Here is a 16,997-nt window from a genome sequence, read left to right on the forward strand (position 1 = left end):
CTGAGTAAGGCAATGGAGGTCTGCCATGATCAAACCGGTAGTTGCAGCAGCGTTGGTTTGTCTCGCACTCTCGACTGCCTCCCTAGCGCAGTCAGGCGCGGGTTGGGAGCGATATGACGACCGGCTTAACGGCTTCTCGGTTGAGTTGCCCTTCGGCCTCTTCGAGCCTTCGGCGCAAAGTGACACGCCCTCCCAGCTCTTCCTCGAGACCGACGGAGATGGGCAGATCACCCTCTATAGCGGCGATGCCGCTGGGATGACGTTGGACGACTTCGCTGCCCGGCTCTCGGCAGACGATCCGAACCGCGAGATTACCTACCGTGCAGAAGGCGGATCGTGGTTTGTGCTATCAGGCTTTTCGCAATCGCAGATCGAAGGCGTGGAGCCGTTGATCTTTTACACCAAGGTGTTGTTCTCCGCAGACGGGGAACGTTTTTCCGGCTTCGAGGTCAGTTATCCGGTTTCGGACAAAATTCGCTACGACGCGATCATCGAGCGGATCGAGGACAGTTTCACCCGGCCTCGTTGATCGTGCGCGGTGGGTGGTGCGGGCGGCGGGAATCGAACCCGCACGGCATAGCCGAGGGATTTTAAGTCCCTTGTGTCTACCAGTTTCACCACGCCCGCTTGGCTCGGTAGCCCGTGTTTGTCACAAGCTCTCCCGCAACACAATTGCGCCTGCCGATTCTTTGCTGGAGCCTTCATGATCGAACGTATCGAAACCGGGATTGCCCCTTCTTCCGCGCCGATCAACGATGCTGTGCGTGCCGGCAAGCACCTTTGGCTCGTTGCCATCGCCGAAGATCCAGTGAGCGGCGAGATCGTCGCGGGCGGGATCGAGGAGCAGACGCGGCGGTGTCTCGATAATCTTCAGATCACGCTCGAGGCTGCGGGTGGAACGCTGCGTCATCTCGTGATGGTGCAGATCTTTCTCGTCGATAGCGCCGATGCGCCGGGGATGAACGCGGTGTATCGAGAGTACTTTACGGTGCAGCCCTATCCGGTTCGGGCGACTGTCGTGGTCAGGGAGCTGTTGGCCAAGGGGCTTCAGATCGAGATCACGGCAGATGCGGTGCTCGACTGATGCTGCTGAAGCGGGAGCTTTTGGAAGGGATCAAGGCCGGGAAAGTGGACCTGATCTTTCGGCGCTGGAACCGGCCAACCGTCAAGGCAGGCGGAACGCTCAAGACCAAGGTTGGGCTTCTTTCCATCAAGTCGGTGACCGACATGAGCCCGGACGATGTAACCGAGACGGACGCGCAACGGGCTGGTTTCGTCGACGTCGGAAACTTTCAGCGCTGGCTCGCGACCATGAAAGAAGGTGTGCTGTTTCAGCGGATCGAAGTCGGCTATTTGGGTGAAAGCGACTAGAACGGGTCCGGCGCGACGAAGGTCGTGAATTGCTCCGTGGTGGGGTGGGTGAAGCCCAGTTCGGCGGCATGGAGCTGCAGCCGGTCGGCGGCCAGGAACTCCGCTTCATCGGCATAAAATGCATCTCCCAGAATCACATGGCCGATGGCTTTCATGTGGACCCTGAGCTGATGGGTGCGTCCCGTAAGGGGCACGAGGCGCATTCGGGTGGCGCTTTCCTCGCGCTCCAGCACCTGCCATTGGGTCTGCGACGGGCGGCCATGGTCGAAGTCGACGCGCTGGCGCGGCTTGTTGAGCCAGTCGGTGGCGAGGGGAAGATCGACAAGGCCCGTGTCCTCGGCAACGATCCCGGCGACGCGGGCGAGATAGCTCTTGGTTGTCTTTCTATGTTCGAACTGAGATCCGATGCGGCCATGCGCGCGCTTGTTGAGCGCGAGGACAAGGACGCCGGAAGTGTCCTTGTCGAGCCGATGGCACATGCCGGCCGTCGGCCAGGTCTGGCGTGCGCGATATTCGATGCAATCCCATAGGCTCGGGTCTTTGCCCGGCACGCTCAGCAGGCCGCTCTGCTTGTTGATCACGAGGATATCGTCGTCGACGTGAAGCACGTCGAGATAGGGCTCCATCGGTGGCTGGTAGTCATGGAGCGTGGGCATGGGCGGCATGGGCGGTAAACTAACCTGTGATATGTCTTTTGGGAACGCCACCGCGCCCGCTTCGTTCTTCTGTTAGACTTCTAACAAAGGAGACTGAAATGCATAAGGACGAAGCAAAAGGCGCCGGCAAGCAGGCCATGGGTTCTCTCAAGGATGCCGCTGGCGGTCTGACCGGTAACGAACGTCTGCAGGCCGAAGGCAAGGCAGACAAGGCCGAAGGCAAGATCCAGCAAAAGGTCGGCGAAGTCAAAGACGCTGCCCGCGACGCACTGAAGCACTAAGCTTTCGTATCGCACTCAAATAGGCCGTCCTCCGGGGCGGCCTTTTTATTTGTTCTGGATGATGACAGCGAGGCGTGCCTAAGCTCTGCGCTATCCAACTGGGTTTAAGTATGTCGTTTGCATTCCAGTCGCGGTCCCGGGCGGGGCATCAGGTAAGGGTCATCGCCGGAGAGCAGATCGGGAAAGCCCTGGCTTCTGCTCATGGAGGGGGTGACTTCGACAAGACCGTTCATAGCCTGCGGCGGCGCTGCAAGAAGGTGCGCGGTTTGCTCCGGCTGGTGCAGCCCAACTTTGCGGATTTCAAGAAAGAAAACGCGGCTCTGCGCGACGCAGCCAACCTTTTGGGCGGAGCGCGGGATGCGCGGGTCATAGTCGAGACGCTTGATGGTCTCACCATCCCAGGACACAGTCAGGCTGCCCGGGAATATCTCGTGGCGCGGGCGAAACGGAGCGAGGCGGCGAGCAAAAAGCAAAACCCGCTCGAGCAGTTTGCCGAGATTTTTGAAAAGATCGGTGATCGCGCTAAGGAGTGGAGTTTTGACACCAATGGCTTTGATCTTGTGGGCGACGGGCTGGAGAAGACCTACCGACACTTCTTGCGGGACTTCGACGGGGCTGAGGGCGAGCAGACCGCGACGGCGATGCACGAATGGCGCAAGCAGGCGAAATACCACTGGTACCATGTGACGCTACTCGCCAAGTCTGCGGCTGATCTCTTGGAGCCAAGGGCCAAGGCGCTCGATCACTTGGGCGAAAATCTGGGGGATCACCACAATCTGGCGGTGTTGACGGATGTGCTGAACGCTGCAGAAGAAGACTTGGGCGATCTCGGTCCGATCCTTGTTGCCGTGGCCAAAAGGCAGGAGGAATTGGGCGAACAGGCGTTTGCGCTTGGGCATCAGCTTGCTGCCGAAAAGCCGGGAGCTCTGCGGAAGCGCTTCGAGAGCTATTGGTCGCTGCTGCCGGAAAAGGGGTAGAGCATGGGCACGGAAATCGAACGCAAGTTCCTGGTCCGCAATGACGATTGGCGCAAAGCTGCCAATGAAGGTCGGTCGATCCGGCAGGGCTATCTGTCGTCCAATGCCAAGGCGACCGTCCGCGTGCGGACCTGGGATGACGAGAAGGCGGCAATAACGCTCAAGGGCAAGTCGGTAGGCGCCACTCGGGCAGAGTTCGAATACGAAATCCCGATCGATGACGCCCGTGAACTGCTGAAGCTGTCGCGACCGCATACGATTGAAAAGCGCCGGCATGAGCTTGAGTTCGGCGGCCTCACTTGGGAGATCGATGTGTTTGAAGGTCGGCACGAGGGCCTGATCATCGCCGAGGTCGAGCTCGAGCATGAGGATCAGGCAGTCGAGATGCCCTCGTGGATCGGCGAGGAAGTGACGCTTGACGATCGTTACTTCAATGCCAGCCTGTCGCGCAGCGATGGGGTTCCGCCTGCTGATACTGACGCTTCCTAGCGTGCGGATCGTGTAGCGGTCTGCCGCGTTGCTTGCTCGGGTCTGGGAGGCAGCGATGAACGTCTTTGGCGAAGATCTTCTTCACCTTGTGACCCGCGCCATCGAGTGGTGCGGGATCCTGGTCATCGTGTTGGGCATAGTGCTTGCGACGTGGCGCTATGTTCAGCGCAGCCGGAGCGGCAAGGCCGAGGACCATAGTCTGAGGCACTACAGGGCCGATGTCGGACGCGGTATTCTTCTGGGACTCGAGTTTCTGGTAGCGGCCGACATCATTGCGACGGTTGCCATCGAGCCGACGCTGGAAAGCCTTGCCGTACTGGCCGGTATCATCGTCATCCGTACTTTTTTGAGCCTGTCGCTGGAGGTGGAAATCACCGGCCGCTGGCCGTGGAAGCAAGATCCGGAAGAAGTCGAGGATCGGCGCGAAGCGCGGTGATCACTGCCACCGCTTGAAGGTCCGTAGATGGTCCTGCGATGCGGTCACCGTGCGCACGATCCTCTCCACAGGGTCGGTGACGGGCACGACAAGGACGTGCTCCGCGGCGGGGTCGGGCACTTCCAGCGTCGCGAACTGGCTGTCGAGGAGGCTTGTGGGCATGTATTCGTGTTTGCGGCGGGCCATGCGCTCGCCGATCACGTCGCGCGAACCCTCGAGATACACAAAGAGCACCGGCTCACCGGCTTCCTGGGTGATGATGTCGCGATAGCTTTTGCGCAGGGCCGAGCAGGCGCCGACCGCGACGCCCTTGCGTTCTGCAGCTTCCTTGAGCGCGGCGGAGAGCGCCGTAAGCCAGGGCCAGCGATCGTCGTCGGTCAGCGGCGTTCCAGCGCGCATTTTTTCGACATTGGCCTCGGGATGGTACTTGTCGCCATCGAGGAAGGGCGCGTGGAGCGCGCGGCCGAGTGCGGCACCGACCGTGGACTTGCCGGACGAGCTCACGCCCATGACGATGATGATGCGAGCCGGTTCAAACCGTGGCTGTGAAGGCGCCGTCGACATAAAGGATGTGTCCGTTGACGAAACTGGAAGCGTCGGAAGCAAGGAAGATGGCCGGGGGACCAAGCTCTTCGACCTCGCCCCAGCGCCCCATGGGTGTGCGTTTTTCGACCCAGGCGTTGAAGTCCGGGTCGGCCATAAGCGTGGTGTTGAGGTCGGTCCGGAAATAGCCCGGCGCGATGGCATTGACGTTGAGGCCCTTGCCGGCCCAATCGGCCGCCATGCCACGCGTGAGATTGGCAATGGCTGCCTTGGCTGCGCCATAGGGGGCCACCGAGGGGCGGGCGTGGTCGGTCAAGATCGAGCAGATGTTTATGATCTTGCCGCGTCCGCGCCTGATCATGCCTTGCGCGACGGCCTGGCTGACGCTGAAGGTGGCGGTGACATGGGTGGACATCATCCGCTCGAAATCGTCGTGACGGAAGGTTTCGAGCGGGCCTCGGATCTGCATGCCGGCATTGTTGATGAGGATATCGATCGGGCCGATCTCGCCCTCGCAATGCCGCACGGCTTCGCCCACGCTTTCAGGGCTGGTGACGTCGAAGGCCAGCGCCGCTACGTCGTATCCGGCTTCGGCAAGATCGGCGGCGGCGGAGCCCAAGGCTTTGCCGTCACGGGCATTAAGCACCACCGCAGCACCGGCACCGGCCAGCGCCCGAGCCATGGCGAGACCCAGGCCACGGCTCGAACCGGTGATCAGGGCGCGCTTGCCGCCAAGATCGAAAGGGGATTTGCCGCTCATGCCGTTCTCCTCGTCCCGTCTCTTCTAGCCAGCGCCGACGTCGCACCGCAACCCTTCGCCTCGCTTCCATACAAGCAAGCCGATTTGGTCGAAAATTGCCTGATCCGGTCTTTCCACTGTTACGACTTTATGGTCATTGTCCCCGCCAAGCACTATGCACAAGGCGCATGGCCTGCGCGGACATTTTCGAAGAGGATTGCTTGATGGCGACTGCGGATATCGGCCTGATCGGCCTGGCGGTGATGGGTTCGAACCTGGCACTGAACATTGCCGAAAAAGGCTACACCGTTGCCGTGCACAACCGGTCGCCCGGCCGTATCGACGAATTCGTCAGCGAGGCCAAAGCGCAGGGCCTAGATGGCAATACGATCCCGAAATACGACCTTGCCGACTTCGTGCAGTCGGTAAAGACGCCGCGCTCGATCATTATCATGGTCAAGGCTGGCAAGCCGGTCGACGACATGATCGAACAGATTTTGCCGCATCTCGAGCCGGGCGATGCGATCATCGAATGCGGCAACTCGCTTTATACCGACACGCAGCGCCGCTTCGATTATCTCAAGCCCAAGAACATCGGCTATCTCGGCGTCGGCGTGTCCGGCGGCGAAGAAGGGGCGCGCCATGGTCCATCGATCATGGTCGGCGGCTCCAAGGAACAGTGGCACAATGCGGAAGCGGTGCTGACCGCCATCGCCGCCCAGTTCAACGGCGAAAGCTGCTGCGCTTATCTCGGCGAGGGCGGGGCGGGCCATTTCGTCAAGATGATCCATAACGGCATCGAATATGGCGACATGCAGATGATCGCCGAAGTTTATGGCGTGATGCGTGACGGCCTCGGGATGACCGCCTCGGAATGCGGCGACGTGTTCAAGAAGTGGAACGAGGGTCCGCTCAACTCCTATCTCATCGAGATCACCGGCCATGTGCTGCACGCCGTGGATGCAGATACCAAGAAGCCGCTTGTCGACCTGATCCTCGACAAGGCAGGCCAGAAGGGCACCGGCGTCTGGTCGGCGATCGTGGCGCAGCAGATGGGCGTGCCGGCAACGGCCATCGAAGGCGCCGTGGCGGCGCGTTCGATCTCGTCGCGCAAGGCAGAGCGCGTGGCGGCTGAAGGCATCTATGGCAAGCCGAACCGTGCGCGCAGCGACGTGACGCTGGACGATCTCGAAAAGGCGTTGCTGGCCGGCAAGATCGTTTCCTATGCGCAGGGTTTTGCGGTGATCGCAAAGGCTTCGGAAGAGTTCGGCTGGTCGCTGCCGCTGGCGACGATCGCCAAGATCTGGCGCGCCGGCTGCATCATCCGTTCGCGCTTCCTCGACCAGATGGCTTCGGCCTATAGCAAGGGCGATGCCTCCAACCTCCTGATCGTGCCCGATTTCGTCGCCATCATGAAGGACGCTCATCCCAGCCTTCGCAAGGTCGTGGCCGGTGCCGCCATGGGCGAATTCCCGATGGTCTGCCTTTCCGCCGCGCTCAGCTATTTCGACAGCTATCGTCAGGCGCAGGGCACGGCCAACCTTATCCAGGGGCAGCGCGACTTCTTCGGTGCGCATGGTTTCGAGATCGAGGGCCGCGGCGGCGACCTGCACGGCACCTGGCCGAGCACGTTGCAGAACAAGGCTGCGGCGCCGGTGGTGGAGGAGTAGGGCTGGCTCAGCCCACTGAGGTTGCCGCACATTCGATTGTCACCCCGGCGAAGGCCGGGGCCCATCTCGAGATCTCAGAATGGATCCCCGCCTACGCGGGGATGACATGGAGGGTGGGGAGCGGGTGGTGCTAAAGATCCAGCGTCAGCTGCGGCGCAGGGTCTTCGTCGGCCGTTGCGGATAGTCCGTTGAGAAATGCCCGAGCCTGCATCTGGATGAGGCCGCGCTGACGGTCATCCATGCGATCGAGATTGCGATAGGGCATGGCCAGCCGCCGATTGCCGCCGAGCTTGGGGCGGTTCTCCATGAGAAAATTCCAGTAGAGCAGGGTGAAGGGGCAGGCGCGTTCGCCTTCCTTAATCTTGGGGCTATAAAAGCAATTGCCGCAATAGTCGGACATGCGGTTGATGTAGGCGCCCGAGGCTACATAAGGCTTTGAGGCCAAGAGGCCGCCATCGGCGAACATGACCATGCCATGGACATTGGGCAGTTCGACCCAGTCGAAGGCGTCGATATAGACGGCCAGGTACCAGTATTCGATCTGGGCCGGCTCGATGCCGGCGAGCAGGGCGAAGTTGCCGGTGACCATCAGGCGCTGGATGTGGTGGGCATAGGCGTGGCGGCTGGTGTCGCCGATCGCCTGGGCCATGCAATTCATGCGCGTATTGCCGGACCAGTAGAACCAGGGCAGGTCGCGATGCGCGTCGAGTTCATTGGTCTGTGCGTATTCAGGCATCTTCAGCCAGTAGACGCCGCGGATATATTCGCGCCAGCCGATGATCTGGCGGATGAAGCCTTCCACGGCGTTGAGCGGCGCATGGCCTTCGAGATAGGCGCGCTCGGCGGCGGCGCAGACTTCGGCGGCGGTGAGGAGGCCGACATTGAGGTAGGGTGAGAGCAGCCCGTGATGGAGAAAGGGCTCGCCGGTTTTCATCGCATCCTGATAGGTGCCGAAGCCGAGCAGGGCCTCGGCGATGAAATGATCGAGGGCATCGAGGGCGCCGCTGCGGGTGACGGCCCATTGGAAGGGTTCGAGGTCGCCGAAATTCTTGGCGTAGCGATTGCGAACGAGGTCTATGACTTCACGCGTGGTCGCATCGGGCTCAAAGCGCAGCCGCCTCGGCGGTTGATAGTCCGGTGGCAGTGACTCACGGTTGTCGACGTCGAAATTCCACTGGCCGCCTTCGGGAGCCTCGTCTTGCATGAGGAAGCCGGTCAGGCGCCGCATCTCGCGGTAGAAGAATTCCATGCGCAGCGACTTGCGATCGCCGGCCCAGCTGGCGAAGCGATCATGGCTGCAAACAAAGCGGTCGTCTTCGTGGATGTCGACGGGGACGCCGAGCCGCTCCGACCAGCCGTTCATCATGTCGCGAACGCGGAAGGCGCCGGGCTCGGTGACGACGACGCCGTCGACCCAGTGGCGGGCAAGGGCGCGGGCGAGTTCGCCTTCGAGGCTCTGCGTGCTTCCTTCGGCGTCGAGGCGGACGTAATCGACGCGAATGCCTTCCTCGCGCAGCTCGTCGGCGAAGTGGCGCATGGCGGAGTAGATGAAGACGAGCTTTTGCTTGTGGAAGCCAACCACCGTCGACTCGCTGCCGACCTCAGCCATCAGGACGACGTCGTTCGCGGGGTCGATGTCCCGCAACGCAGCGACGGATCGGGAAAGATGGTCGCCGAGGATGAAGCGGAGCTTTGCCATGCAAACACTACGCGCCTTTGTGGCCGGCAGTTCAGTCGACCAGCGACTGGAACATCACATAGCTGTCCACATAGCCGTGAACGGGATGCTTGAAAGCCTTGGGAAGGGTGCCGACGATGCGGAAGCCGAGCTTTTGCCAGAGGGCAACGGCGCCGGTATTGGTCGAGACCACGTGGTTGAACTGGATGGCGCGGAAGCCGCGCTCGCGGGCGCGCTCCAGGGAGTGGAGGCACATGGCTTTGGCTATTCCCTTGCCGCGCGCATTGGGTGCGGTCATGTAGCCGCAATTGGCGACGTGGGCGCCGCCGCCGCGCTGATTGTGCTGGAGATAATAGGTGCCGACGATCTCGTTATCGAGTTCGGCGACGAAGACCTCGTGCGCGGGCATGAACCAGTAGGCAACAACCGCCGCTTCATCGAGGTTGGTGTCGATGGCGTAGGTTTCGCCGGCAGCAAGGACCGGAGCGACGATGGCGATAATGGGGGTGTGGTCCGCCTCAGCGGCGGGACGGATTGTGATCATCGTCTTCGATCGGCGGTACGCGCACCTGTCCCGGAGGCGGCACTTCGGGGGCATGGGGGTGGTTGGCGATGGAGGGACGCCGGCCCAACTCGAAACGCCAGGAGGCCACGGCAAAAAGGATCAGCGCGGCGAGGACGCTGGCGCTGGCAGCCAGGAACGGAGCGCCGGGAAAGTAGCTGGAAGCGCCCGGCTCGGTGGTGAAGTGGTAGAAAATCTGCGTTGCCGCGAGTGGGCCGATGATGGTCGCCAAGGAGCTCGCGGCATTGACCGCGCCCTGCAACTCGCCTTGCGAATTGTCTGGCACCTGGCGCGACAGAACGCCGTTGATGGCGGGTGGCGCAAGGCCGCTGACGGTGCCGACCAGGATCGACAGGTACAGCATGTAGACGTCGGCCGAGAAGGCAACGCCGGCAAAGGCAGCGATGGCGGCGAGCAGGCCGATCATGCCGACGGCGGGTTCGCCGATGCCCTTGGACAGGGGACCGGCAAGGACGGCCTGGCTGATGGCAAAGCCTAGGCCGAAGGCGCCCAGCGTGCGGCCGATGGTCGAAGAGGTCCAGTTGAACATTTCGACGGTGAAATAGGAGAAGACGGTAGGAAGAGCCTGGGTCGCGAGCTGCAGGAAGAACAGGACGCCAAGGAGCCAGAGCACGGAGGGGTATTTGCGCAGCGCCATGACGGCGCCGAGCGGGTTGGCGCGGCGGATATCGAATTTACGGCGCGAGGCTTTCGGCAGGCTTTCGGGCAGCACGAACCAGCCGAAGAGGAAATTGGCAAAGGCGAGGCCGGCCGCAGCGTAGAAGGGCACGCGCGGGCCGAATTCCCCCAGTTCGCCGCCGATGACGGGGCCGATGATGAAGCCGAGGCCGAAGGCTGCGCCGATGAGGCCGAAGCGGTGGGTGCGCTTATGGGGCGGGGTGATGTCGGCCATATAGGCCGTGGCCGTCGCGAGAGCCGCGCCAGCGATGCCGGCAATGATGCGGCCGATGAAAAGGTACCAGACGAAGGGCGCAATCGACATCATCAGGTAGTCGAAGGTGAGGCCGAGCAGTGAGATCAGCAGGACAGGGCGGCGGCCGTAACGGTCGGAAAGATTGCCGAGAACGGGCGAGAACACGAACTGCATGAAAGCATAGGCGAAGACGAGGTAGCCGCCGATCACCGCGGCTTGCGCCACGCTGCCGCCGGTGAGGTCTTCGAGCAGCTCGGGCAGAACCGGAACGATGATGCCGACGCCGATCATGTCGAGCAGAATCGTGATCAGGATGCAGGTCAGGGTCAGTCGGGAACGCGTCGCAGCTTGCATGCGGTGCTTCGAGCCTTCTTCTTGTCGCGCCCGTCAGAGGGCTGCAATTGACACAGGCTTGCCCGCCAAAGCAAGGGGCGAGGCCGGCCGCTGTGTTCACGAGAACGAGCCTTCGGCGAGCGCCTTGTGCTCGTAGATCCATCCCAGACGATCGAGATGGGCGCGCTGGCCTTGCATGGACATGACCGTGTCGCGCGCCAGGCTTAACGGCCAGGGCAGGTGGAAGATGCGCCCGTTCTGTGCCGAAAGCGCGGCAACGCGACGAACGCGCTCCTGACGTAGCGCGGCATATTGGCGGAAAGCATCTTCGGCGTGTTGGGAGTTTACCAGAAGCGGGGCCAGCACCGCGGCGTCTTCGATGCCCATGGCGGCGCCCTGGGCCTGGAAGGGCACCATGGCGTGCGCGGCGTCTCCAATAAGACCGATATTGCCGTTGAACCAGGTGTTGGTGGCGACGGTGTAGAGCGGCCACGGTGTCCAGTTGGCGCCAGCCATGTCGAGGACTTCTTCGACGATCGTACCGGGCCGCAGCGGCTTTGGATTTGCGCTTTCGTCCGGCTTGCCGGGCATGAACAAGGCCAGATTGGCTTGGCCGCGGTGCGGCAGCGGATAGCAGACGAGGTGGAAGCCGGTGCCGAAAAAGACGGAAACGCGACTGGGGTGGATCTGGCCGGCAACGGCCTTTAAAGGCACGAGGGTGCGCCAGGCGATGCGGTTTTGAAACTGTGCCGGCGGGCCGCCGAGCACGTCGCGGCGCGTGCGGGAATGGACGCCATCGGCGCCGATAAAGGCATCGGCACGGGTGTTGCGGCTTTGGCCGTCGGCTTCGTCGATGGCCACGGTGACGCCGCGGGCGTGGGAGACGACGTCCCAACGACGGACGCCGAAGACAATGTCGATATTGGCGAAGCGCCGGCAGGCTTTATAGAGGAGGTCGGCGAGATCGGCCCGGTGCATGACGGCATAGGGCGAGCCGAAACGCTGCCGCATGATGGGGCCGAGTTCCATGCTGAGCAGCGGACGTTGTGCACCCTGGCGGTAGACGTCGAGCGCTTCGGGTTCGAGGCTGAGCCGGGTCAGTGCGTCGTCGAGTCCAAGTTGATCGAGCACGAACCGCGCGTTGGGGCTGATCTGGAGGCCGGCGCCAAACTCTTGCAGGGTCTGGCTTTTTTCGAGAACGACAACGGTTGCGCCCCATTTGGCGAGGGCGAGCGCGAGGGTCAGGCCGGAGATTCCGGCGCCGGCGATGATGAAGGAGCGGCCCTCGGCGGGCATGGTCTGGCTCAGGCGGCGCGGGGCTCGAAGACGGCGGAAGCGGGGTTGGAATGACCGGCGCCGAGCTCAGTCTTATAGACGTAAAGCGTTGAGCAATACGGACAAACGATCTCGCTATCCTTGCCCATGTCGAGGAAGACATGGGGGTGATCGAAGGGGGGTAGGGCGCCGACGCACTGGAATTCCTTGGAGCCCACTTCGATGGCGCGGAGGCCTTCGGTGTTGTGGAAGTGCGGAGTCGTGCCGTGGGCCATTGGGGGTCCTGGAAGGTTTGGAAATCGGCGCGACCATAGCCAATGCGGGCGCCCAAGAAAAGCGCAAAGGGCGCTTGCATTAGTGGGGCGAAGCCGCAAAACCCTCCTCATTAAATAGCGGAGCGAACATGCCAAGCTTCACAACTTCCGGCCTCGAACTTGCCTACGAGACCCATGGCTCGGGAGAGCCGATTCTCCTGATCCATGGCTTTGCATCGAGCGGCAAGGTCAACTGGATCGATACCGGCTGGGTGGAGACGCTGACCGGCGCGGGCTATATGGCGATCACGCTCGACAATCGCGGACATGGGCATTCGGCGAAGCCGCACGATCCGGAGCTTTATTACCCGACACAGATGGCTGGCGATGCGCTGGCGCTCCTCGATCATCTGGGGATCGAGCGGGCGGGGGTGATCGGTTATTCGATGGGCGCGCGCATCGCCGCTTTCCTTGCCTATGATCATCCGGAGCGCGTGGCCGCGATGGTGTTGGGCGGCATGGGCGTCAATCTCATCAATGGGCTGACCGACGGCAATGACATCATTGCCGGTTTGCGGGCGCCGGGGCTTGCCGATCTGACGCATCCGACGGCGCGGCAATTCCGCATTTTTGCCGATCACACGGGCTCGGATCGGGAGGCACTGGCGGCCTGCATGGAAACATCGCGTCAGCCGATGGCGCGCGCCGATGTGCGGCGCATCGCCGTGCCGGTGCTGGTGGCGGTGGGCGAGGCCGACGAAATGGCGGGCCGGCCCGAGCCTTTGGCGGAGATTTTGCCCGAAGGCGAGGCCTACCTTATCCCCAAGCGGGACCATATGCGGGCCACCGGGGACAAGCTTTTCAAGGCTGCGGCGCTGGAGTTTTTGAGCAGGACATTTCCGCCCCGTTCAATTTCGTGAACCAAATGCTCAGCAGAGGCTTTGTTTGAAAGAACGATCTGCCTTATATCGGTGTTTCTCGATGAACGCGGAGTCTGGCGTGATGAGCGGCAATGCCAAGAAGTCGGTGCAGATCCAATCGGTAGATCCGGTATGGGAAGCTGTGCGCGCCGGGGCTCGCCAGATCCTCGATAACGAGCCTTCTCTGGGCAACCTCGTTTTGTCCACCGTTCTCAATCACGACAGTTTTGAAGAAGCGTTGGCGCATCGCCTTGCGGCACGTCTCGATCATGAAGACGTTTCGGCCGATCTGATCCGCCAAGTCTTTGCAGAAACGCTGCGCGACGATCCCGAGATCGGCATTGCGGCGCGCGTCGATCTGGCGGCGACCATGGAGCGCGATCCGGCCTGCCATCGTGCCGTCGAGCCGCTGCTTTATTTCAAGGGTTACCAGGCGATCCAGACGCATCGCTTTGCTCATGCGATGCAGAAGGCTGGGCGCAGGGACTTTGCGCTCTACCTCCAGAGCCGTTCAAGCCAGGTGTTTCAGGTCGACATCAACCCGGCCGTGCCCTTAGGCAAAGGCATCATGCTCGATCACGGCACGGGTCTCGTCATTGGCGAGACGGCGGTGGTCGGCGACAATGTCTCCATGCTGCAGAACGTGACGTTGGGTGGCACCGGCAAGTCGGATCAGGATCGTCACCCCAAGATCGGCAATGGCGTGCTGATCGGTGCCGGCGCCAAGGTGCTTGGCAATATCAAGGTGGGCGATTGCTCGCGTATCGGGGCAGGGTCGGTGGTGCTCAAGGAAGTGCCGCCGCGCGTGACGGTGGCCGGCGTTCCGGCCAAGGTCATCGGAGAAGCCGGCTGTGCGCAGCCCGCCTTGGTGATGGACCAGATGGTGCTGGTCTACGATCAAGTCAGCTAAGGCCCGCCGACCTTCATCTGACGCCGGCCTGAGATGAATGTCTCCTGGTCCTGAACGCAAGGGGGCTCTGCGGCGTTTTACCGGATAAGACCGGTGCGCAGGGGTTGCCAGCCTTGGTCGAGGCACTAGATTGCCGGCACCCCGAACAGCCAAGGAATGTGCTCGTGAACCATCCCGAGATCATCAAGCTTCAGAAATTTTTGCAGCAGAAGTTCAACAACAAGAACATCGACGTGCGTCCGCGCGCCAAACTCAATGACTCAGTCGAGGTGTTTTTGGGCGATGAGTCGATCGGCCTGATCCATGCCGACGACGAAGACGGCGACAAGTCCTATATCTTCAACATGTCGATCCTCGACATCGACCTCGAAGATATCGACTGATCAGAGCGCGCCGATCTGGCCCAGCCAAAGGGCCAGTTCGTCATTGAAGCGGCGCCAGTTCACCAGCGCCGTTGCATCGAACTTGAGCACAGCGGCAATGCCGCTCTGCAGGTGAATGGTGCGCAGGCATGAATCGGGGCGGTCCGGTTCGACCTCAATCGCGCATTTCGCGACGAATGGATTTGGCGACAAAGCGTCATACCAGACGGTTTCCCCGTCATATCCCTCGCGCGCCATCATCGGCTTGCCCACCAAGCCCGGATAGCCCTCCCTGATCCCCGCTCCGAATTGATGCAGATAAACCCGGTCCAGCAGTTCGCTGCTGGCCCGCGCCCGGCTGCGCGGCAACAACGTTACCTCGACGGGGGTGGGTGGAGCATCTGGCGCAAGGCTGAGGTTGAAGCGCAGATCGGCCTGGCTCGCGAAGCCGTCCTTCATCTGCTCGCCATAGCGAAACCAACTGGTCGGGATGCTGAGTTCGCGTCCACCGATGGTCTGTAATACCGGCTGCGTGTCGCCAAGTGCCGGCTCGGCGGGCCCGGTGGAACGCCCTGCCTGATCGATGAGATAGGCGAAGCCGACGGCCAGCAGCAGGACCAGCAGCGCCAGGCCGGCAAGGTTGTAGGCAACACCAGGGTTGTGACTGTGCGGCCGGCCGCCTGCCTCTGTGGATAAGCTCATGGGCGAATTAACCAAGCTTTGCTCGCGGGGGTGACAGCCATTAGGGCAGCCAATATGCTTAACAAATCGTAAAGGCCTGGCATCAGCCTGCAGCCATCGAGGGGATAAGCATGACCAAGGAATTGCTGCTGGCGGCCTATCTGATCGGCGTGGGTCTATGCGTTTCGGGAGCGGGCACGCACCTTTATCAGTGGCGCACCGGACAGCAGGCGATGCTTCGGCTGGACGGCCAGACGGCGCTCGGCGCCTTCGGGCACCTGGTGATGAGCTTTGTGTGCGGACCCTACATCATGCTGCAGGTCGGCTGGCGCCAGGAAGAAGACGGCACACTGTCGATGACGTCGGTTCTGATCTCGGCCCTCGTCGCCTTCGGTTGGGCCTTTATCACCGGTCTCTTGTTCATGAGCCTTTATGTCGCGCTGCCGCTTTAGATAGCGCGGCCGGCGCTGCTTTCGCAGGCCGGCCTTGCTCTTCAGACCCCTATCAGGGGCGGGGTCCGGAACTGATCAGTTGGTGCTGGCGGTGGCGACCACGGTGTCGCGGCTATCGAGCATGTCGACCCACTGGCCGGCATCGGCCTGCGACTGGCGCTTGATGAACTTGTAGGGCGTGTCGCTCCACAGATCGATCGAGCCGACCTGATTGTCGAGCACGAGGTCGCCGCGATCGGTGCGGGCGATCAGCACGGCATGGCCGTTGCCGTTGGCTTCCTTGACCACGGCGATCATCAGGGTGGACGGATGCCAGCCGGCAGCGATCAGGTCGCGGCGCTTGATCAGGGCGAAATCTTCGCAATCGCCGTAGCCGTTGGGGTAGGTCCAGAATTCGGCCGTCTGGTAGAGCTGTTCGTCGGTGACGGGGACGATGGTCTGGTTGTAGTAGGCGTTGATGGAGACCAGCTGCTGCCAGGTGGTGTCGTCGAGCGCCATTGCCGGGACGACCTTGTCGTTGCGCTGGCATTCGGCAGGGCGGGACTTGCAGAATTCGAGATGACCGACGGGAATGGAAGTCGGCGCCTCGGCAGTCTGGATATAAGCGACGTTGGTGAAGTCGGTTGCCGTGGCCGGAGCTGCGAGCGCGAGAAGCGCGCTGCACACCATCGCCGCCAGCCAGTTCTTGTTGATTGCCATTCGTCGTCTCCCTGATGGAGACCACGTTAGGCGGGGCGGCTTAGGCGGTTCGGAAAACTAAGCGCCAAGTTTTATGCGAATTGTATCGAGCGTTTTCAGGCGGCGTTTACCACGCCGGCCCTGGCTAGTTCATGCGCAGGTTTTGCTGCACCACGGTCAGCATTTCCTGGGCCGACGCGAACTCGACGGCGACGCCGTTCTGGAAGTGACGGACCACGCGAGCGCGCATTCGGCCGAGGGTGATCGGCGTGCCCATGGCCGGGCGGACATCGAGTTCGACGGCGGCGCCGGAGAGCGAAATATCGATGATCTTGCAGTTATAGCGCCGGCCATCGTCGAGCACGACGGTGGAGTGGCGGATATCGGGAACGACGCGTTCGTGGCGGCGATCCTCGGGCAGATTGAGCAGATCCTTATTGGCGAGCCAGGTGAGCTGCGCTGCCATCTTGTCGCGCTTGCGGGCCGAAGCGGCAATATCCATGAGGAAGCCGCCTTCGACCTGGCTTAGAATCGTGCCCTCGATACGGCCGAGATGATCGAGATAGGCGATGACTTTTTCGCCCACAATGCCGGCGACGGGGGCGATAACCAGCGCATCGCCGGGTGACATGGACAGAACCTGGCAGGGAAATTCGCGGCGATCGGCCAGCATGTAGCGGCCAAGAATGGAGACGTTGACGCGCTGGAAGCGACGTTCGCTCGCCGGGGTCAGCGAGAAAGCAGAGTTCAGGGGCGCGGCGATGTCGTCACTCAGCATGCGTCAACCTGTTCCACG

23 protein-coding genes and 1 tRNA gene are annotated in these 16,997 nt (G+C 62.0%); 12 read left to right on the forward strand and 12 right to left on the reverse strand.

Going from position 1 to position 16,997, the window contains the following annotated elements:
• The first annotated feature begins 25 nt into the window (after positions 1 to 25).
• A complete protein-coding gene (locus JI748_RS04870; protein ID WP_201635606.1) occupies positions 26 to 529 on the forward strand; it encodes a hypothetical protein in 504 nt (167 codons plus the stop codon).
• A gap of 14 nt (positions 530 to 543) precedes the next feature.
• Here the strand turns inward: JI748_RS04870 and JI748_RS04875 are convergent.
• Positions 544 to 627, reverse strand: a tRNA-Leu gene (locus tag JI748_RS04875).
• A 76-nt stretch (positions 628 to 703) separates the two neighbouring features.
• On the opposite strand from JI748_RS04875, the gene JI748_RS04880 reads away from it, so the two are divergent.
• Positions 704 to 1,084 carry a RidA family protein gene (locus tag JI748_RS04880; protein ID WP_201635608.1) on the forward strand — a complete coding sequence of 127 codons (381 nt, stop codon included), beginning with the start codon at positions 704 to 706 and terminating at the stop codon, positions 1,082 to 1,084.
• A complete protein-coding gene (locus JI748_RS04885) occupies positions 1,084 to 1,371 on the forward strand; it encodes an ASCH domain-containing protein (RefSeq protein ID WP_201635610.1) in 288 nt (95 codons plus the stop codon). The genes JI748_RS04880 and JI748_RS04885 overlap by 1 nt, the downstream gene beginning before the upstream one ends.
• On the opposite strand, the gene JI748_RS04890 is transcribed toward JI748_RS04885, so the two are convergent.
• Positions 1,368 to 2,036: an RluA family pseudouridine synthase gene (locus JI748_RS04890; RefSeq protein ID WP_201635612.1), complete on the reverse strand. Its 669-nt coding sequence runs from the start codon at positions 2,034 to 2,036 to the stop codon at positions 1,368 to 1,370. The two genes, JI748_RS04885 and JI748_RS04890, sit on opposite strands and share 4 nt — an antisense overlap.
• An 89-nt stretch (positions 2,037 to 2,125) precedes the next feature.
• Between JI748_RS04890 and JI748_RS04895 the strand changes: the two genes are divergently transcribed.
• The 4 genes from JI748_RS04895 to JI748_RS04910 all read left to right on the forward strand — a co-directional run bounded on the left by JI748_RS04895 (position 2,126) and on the right by JI748_RS04910 (position 4,210).
• Positions 2,126 to 2,308, forward strand: coding sequence for a CsbD family protein (locus JI748_RS04895; RefSeq protein WP_164534141.1), 183 nt, complete (start codon positions 2,126 to 2,128; stop codon positions 2,306 to 2,308).
• Between the two features lie 74 nt (positions 2,309 to 2,382).
• Complete coding sequence (locus tag JI748_RS04900) at positions 2,383 to 3,285, forward strand: CHAD domain-containing protein (protein WP_201635614.1); 903 nt, start codon at positions 2,383 to 2,385, stop codon at positions 3,283 to 3,285.
• Positions 3,286 to 3,288: 3 nt separating this feature from the next.
• Positions 3,289 to 3,774, forward strand: a complete 486-nt coding sequence (locus tag JI748_RS04905) for a CYTH domain-containing protein (RefSeq protein ID WP_201635616.1) — start codon at positions 3,289 to 3,291, stop codon at positions 3,772 to 3,774.
• Between the two features lie 55 nt (positions 3,775 to 3,829).
• Positions 3,830 to 4,210 (forward strand): DUF1622 domain-containing protein, encoded by a 381-nt coding sequence (locus tag JI748_RS04910; protein ID WP_201635618.1) that lies wholly within the window; start codon positions 3,830 to 3,832, stop codon positions 4,208 to 4,210.
• Here JI748_RS04910 and JI748_RS04915 read toward each other — a convergent pair whose 3' ends face one another.
• Positions 4,211 to 4,774 carry a gluconokinase gene (locus tag JI748_RS04915; protein ID WP_233280614.1) on the reverse strand — a complete coding sequence of 188 codons (564 nt, stop codon included), beginning with the start codon at positions 4,772 to 4,774 and terminating at the stop codon, positions 4,211 to 4,213. It abuts the gene before it with no gap.
• Positions 4,743 to 5,513, reverse strand: coding sequence for an SDR family oxidoreductase (locus JI748_RS04920; protein ID WP_201635620.1), 771 nt, complete (start codon positions 5,511 to 5,513; stop codon positions 4,743 to 4,745). The genes JI748_RS04915 and JI748_RS04920 overlap by 32 nt, the downstream gene beginning before the upstream one ends.
• Before the next feature lie 203 nt (positions 5,514 to 5,716).
• Between JI748_RS04920 and gndA the strand changes: the two genes are divergently transcribed.
• Positions 5,717 to 7,162 carry an NADP-dependent phosphogluconate dehydrogenase gene (gndA, locus tag JI748_RS04925; protein ID WP_201635622.1) on the forward strand — a complete coding sequence of 482 codons (1,446 nt, stop codon included), beginning with the start codon at positions 5,717 to 5,719 and terminating at the stop codon, positions 7,160 to 7,162.
• A gap of 130 nt (positions 7,163 to 7,292) precedes the next feature.
• On the opposite strand, the gene JI748_RS04930 is transcribed toward gndA, so the two are convergent.
• The 5 genes from JI748_RS04930 to JI748_RS04950 all read right to left on the reverse strand — a co-directional run bounded on the left by JI748_RS04930 (position 7,293) and on the right by JI748_RS04950 (position 12,219).
• Positions 7,293 to 8,861 (reverse strand): cryptochrome/photolyase family protein, encoded by a 1,569-nt coding sequence (locus JI748_RS04930; protein WP_201635624.1) that lies wholly within the window; start codon positions 8,859 to 8,861, stop codon positions 7,293 to 7,295.
• A gap of 31 nt (positions 8,862 to 8,892) precedes the next feature.
• The gene (locus JI748_RS04935; protein WP_407644936.1) at positions 8,893 to 9,384 is read right to left on the reverse strand and encodes a GNAT family N-acetyltransferase; all 492 of its coding nucleotides are present in this window, start codon (positions 9,382 to 9,384) and stop codon (positions 8,893 to 8,895) included.
• Positions 9,359 to 10,690, reverse strand: a complete 1,332-nt coding sequence (locus tag JI748_RS04940; protein WP_201635626.1) for a TCR/Tet family MFS transporter — start codon at positions 10,688 to 10,690, stop codon at positions 9,359 to 9,361. The genes JI748_RS04935 and JI748_RS04940 overlap by 26 nt, the downstream gene beginning before the upstream one ends.
• Before the next feature lie 96 nt (positions 10,691 to 10,786).
• On the reverse strand, positions 10,787 to 11,965 hold the full coding sequence (locus tag JI748_RS04945; protein ID WP_201635628.1) for an FAD-dependent monooxygenase: 1,179 nt from the start codon (positions 11,963 to 11,965) through the stop codon (positions 10,787 to 10,789).
• Positions 11,966 to 11,973: 8 nt separating this feature from the next.
• Positions 11,974 to 12,219 carry a zinc-finger domain-containing protein gene (locus JI748_RS04950; protein WP_201635630.1) on the reverse strand — a complete coding sequence of 82 codons (246 nt, stop codon included), beginning with the start codon at positions 12,217 to 12,219 and terminating at the stop codon, positions 11,974 to 11,976.
• A gap of 128 nt (positions 12,220 to 12,347) precedes the next feature.
• On the opposite strand from JI748_RS04950, the gene JI748_RS04955 reads away from it, so the two are divergent.
• From JI748_RS04955 to JI748_RS04965, 3 genes are all read left to right on the forward strand, one after another.
• On the forward strand, positions 12,348 to 13,118 hold the full coding sequence (locus JI748_RS04955; protein WP_201635631.1) for an alpha/beta fold hydrolase: 771 nt from the start codon (positions 12,348 to 12,350) through the stop codon (positions 13,116 to 13,118).
• A gap of 61 nt (positions 13,119 to 13,179) precedes the next feature.
• Positions 13,180 to 14,028 carry a serine O-acetyltransferase gene (gene cysE, locus JI748_RS04960; protein WP_233280615.1) on the forward strand — a complete coding sequence of 283 codons (849 nt, stop codon included), beginning with the start codon at positions 13,180 to 13,182 and terminating at the stop codon, positions 14,026 to 14,028.
• A 164-nt stretch (positions 14,029 to 14,192) separates the two neighbouring features.
• Positions 14,193 to 14,411, forward strand: coding sequence for a DUF3126 family protein (locus JI748_RS04965; RefSeq protein WP_164534130.1), 219 nt, complete (start codon positions 14,193 to 14,195; stop codon positions 14,409 to 14,411).
• Here JI748_RS04965 and JI748_RS04970 read toward each other — a convergent pair whose 3' ends face one another.
• Positions 14,412 to 15,092, reverse strand: a complete 681-nt coding sequence (locus tag JI748_RS04970) for a hypothetical protein (RefSeq protein WP_201635633.1) — start codon at positions 15,090 to 15,092, stop codon at positions 14,412 to 14,414. It abuts the gene before it with no gap.
• 110 nt (positions 15,093 to 15,202) lie between these two features.
• Between JI748_RS04970 and JI748_RS04975 the strand changes: the two genes are divergently transcribed.
• Positions 15,203 to 15,523 (forward strand): DUF6949 family protein, encoded by a 321-nt coding sequence (locus JI748_RS04975; RefSeq protein ID WP_201635635.1) that lies wholly within the window; start codon positions 15,203 to 15,205, stop codon positions 15,521 to 15,523.
• A gap of 75 nt (positions 15,524 to 15,598) precedes the next feature.
• Here the strand turns inward: JI748_RS04975 and JI748_RS04980 are convergent, their stop codons facing one another.
• Both JI748_RS04980 and JI748_RS04985 read right to left on the reverse strand, forming a co-directional pair.
• Positions 15,599 to 16,222, reverse strand: coding sequence for a transglutaminase-like cysteine peptidase (locus JI748_RS04980; protein WP_201635637.1), 624 nt, complete (start codon positions 16,220 to 16,222; stop codon positions 15,599 to 15,601).
• Between the two features lie 124 nt (positions 16,223 to 16,346).
• Entirely contained in the window at positions 16,347 to 16,979 is a 633-nt protein-coding gene (locus JI748_RS04985; RefSeq protein WP_201635639.1) for a PilZ domain-containing protein, read from the reverse strand.
• Positions 16,980 to 16,997 lie beyond the last annotated feature (18 nt).

This window comes from Devosia rhizoryzae (genome assembly GCF_016698665.1).
GTDB lineage: Bacteria > Pseudomonadota > Alphaproteobacteria > Rhizobiales > Devosiaceae > Devosia > Devosia rhizoryzae.

What these genes read in the sequence shown, in the direction of transcription:
- JI748_RS04950 (WP_201635630.1), bottom strand. Translation starts at nt 12,219, where the DNA reads ATGGCCCACGGCACGACTCCGCACTTCCACAACACCGAAGGCCTCCGC.
- JI748_RS04935 (WP_407644936.1), bottom strand. Translation starts at nt 9,384, where the DNA reads ATGATCACAATCCGTCCCGCCGCTGAGGCGGACCACACCCCCATTATC.
- JI748_RS04940 (WP_201635626.1), bottom strand. Translation starts at nt 10,690, where the DNA reads ATGCAAGCTGCGACGCGTTCCCGACTGACCCTGACCTGCATCCTGATC.
- JI748_RS04945 (WP_201635628.1), bottom strand. Translation starts at nt 11,965, where the DNA reads ATGCCCGCCGAGGGCCGCTCCTTCATCATCGCCGGCGCCGGAATCTCC.
- JI748_RS04915 (WP_233280614.1), bottom strand. Translation starts at nt 4,774, where the DNA reads ATGTCGACGGCGCCTTCACAGCCACGGTTTGAACCGGCTCGCATCATC.
- JI748_RS04885 (WP_201635610.1), top strand. Translation starts at nt 1,084, where the DNA reads ATGCTGCTGAAGCGGGAGCTTTTGGAAGGGATCAAGGCCGGGAAAGTG.
- JI748_RS04955 (WP_201635631.1), top strand. Translation starts at nt 12,348, where the DNA reads ATGCCAAGCTTCACAACTTCCGGCCTCGAACTTGCCTACGAGACCCAT.
- JI748_RS04985 (WP_201635639.1), bottom strand. Translation starts at nt 16,979, where the DNA reads ATGCTGAGTGACGACATCGCCGCGCCCCTGAACTCTGCTTTCTCGCTG.
- JI748_RS04975 (WP_201635635.1), top strand. Translation starts at nt 15,203, where the DNA reads ATGACCAAGGAATTGCTGCTGGCGGCCTATCTGATCGGCGTGGGTCTA.
- JI748_RS04880 (WP_201635608.1), top strand. Translation starts at nt 704, where the DNA reads ATGATCGAACGTATCGAAACCGGGATTGCCCCTTCTTCCGCGCCGATC.
- JI748_RS04870 (WP_201635606.1), top strand. Translation starts at nt 26, where the DNA reads ATGATCAAACCGGTAGTTGCAGCAGCGTTGGTTTGTCTCGCACTCTCG.
- JI748_RS04910 (WP_201635618.1), top strand. Translation starts at nt 3,830, where the DNA reads ATGAACGTCTTTGGCGAAGATCTTCTTCACCTTGTGACCCGCGCCATC.
- JI748_RS04930 (WP_201635624.1), bottom strand. Translation starts at nt 8,861, where the DNA reads ATGGCAAAGCTCCGCTTCATCCTCGGCGACCATCTTTCCCGATCCGTC.
- JI748_RS04890 (WP_201635612.1), bottom strand. Translation starts at nt 2,036, where the DNA reads ATGCCGCCCATGCCCACGCTCCATGACTACCAGCCACCGATGGAGCCC.
- JI748_RS04895 (WP_164534141.1), top strand. Translation starts at nt 2,126, where the DNA reads ATGCATAAGGACGAAGCAAAAGGCGCCGGCAAGCAGGCCATGGGTTCT.
- gndA (WP_201635622.1), top strand. Translation starts at nt 5,717, where the DNA reads ATGGCGACTGCGGATATCGGCCTGATCGGCCTGGCGGTGATGGGTTCG.
- cysE (WP_233280615.1), top strand. Translation starts at nt 13,180, where the DNA reads ATGAACGCGGAGTCTGGCGTGATGAGCGGCAATGCCAAGAAGTCGGTG.
- JI748_RS04920 (WP_201635620.1), bottom strand. Translation starts at nt 5,513, where the DNA reads ATGAGCGGCAAATCCCCTTTCGATCTTGGCGGCAAGCGCGCCCTGATC.
- JI748_RS04905 (WP_201635616.1), top strand. Translation starts at nt 3,289, where the DNA reads ATGGGCACGGAAATCGAACGCAAGTTCCTGGTCCGCAATGACGATTGG.
- JI748_RS04980 (WP_201635637.1), bottom strand. Translation starts at nt 16,222, where the DNA reads ATGGCAATCAACAAGAACTGGCTGGCGGCGATGGTGTGCAGCGCGCTT.
- JI748_RS04970 (WP_201635633.1), bottom strand. Translation starts at nt 15,092, where the DNA reads ATGAGCTTATCCACAGAGGCAGGCGGCCGGCCGCACAGTCACAACCCT.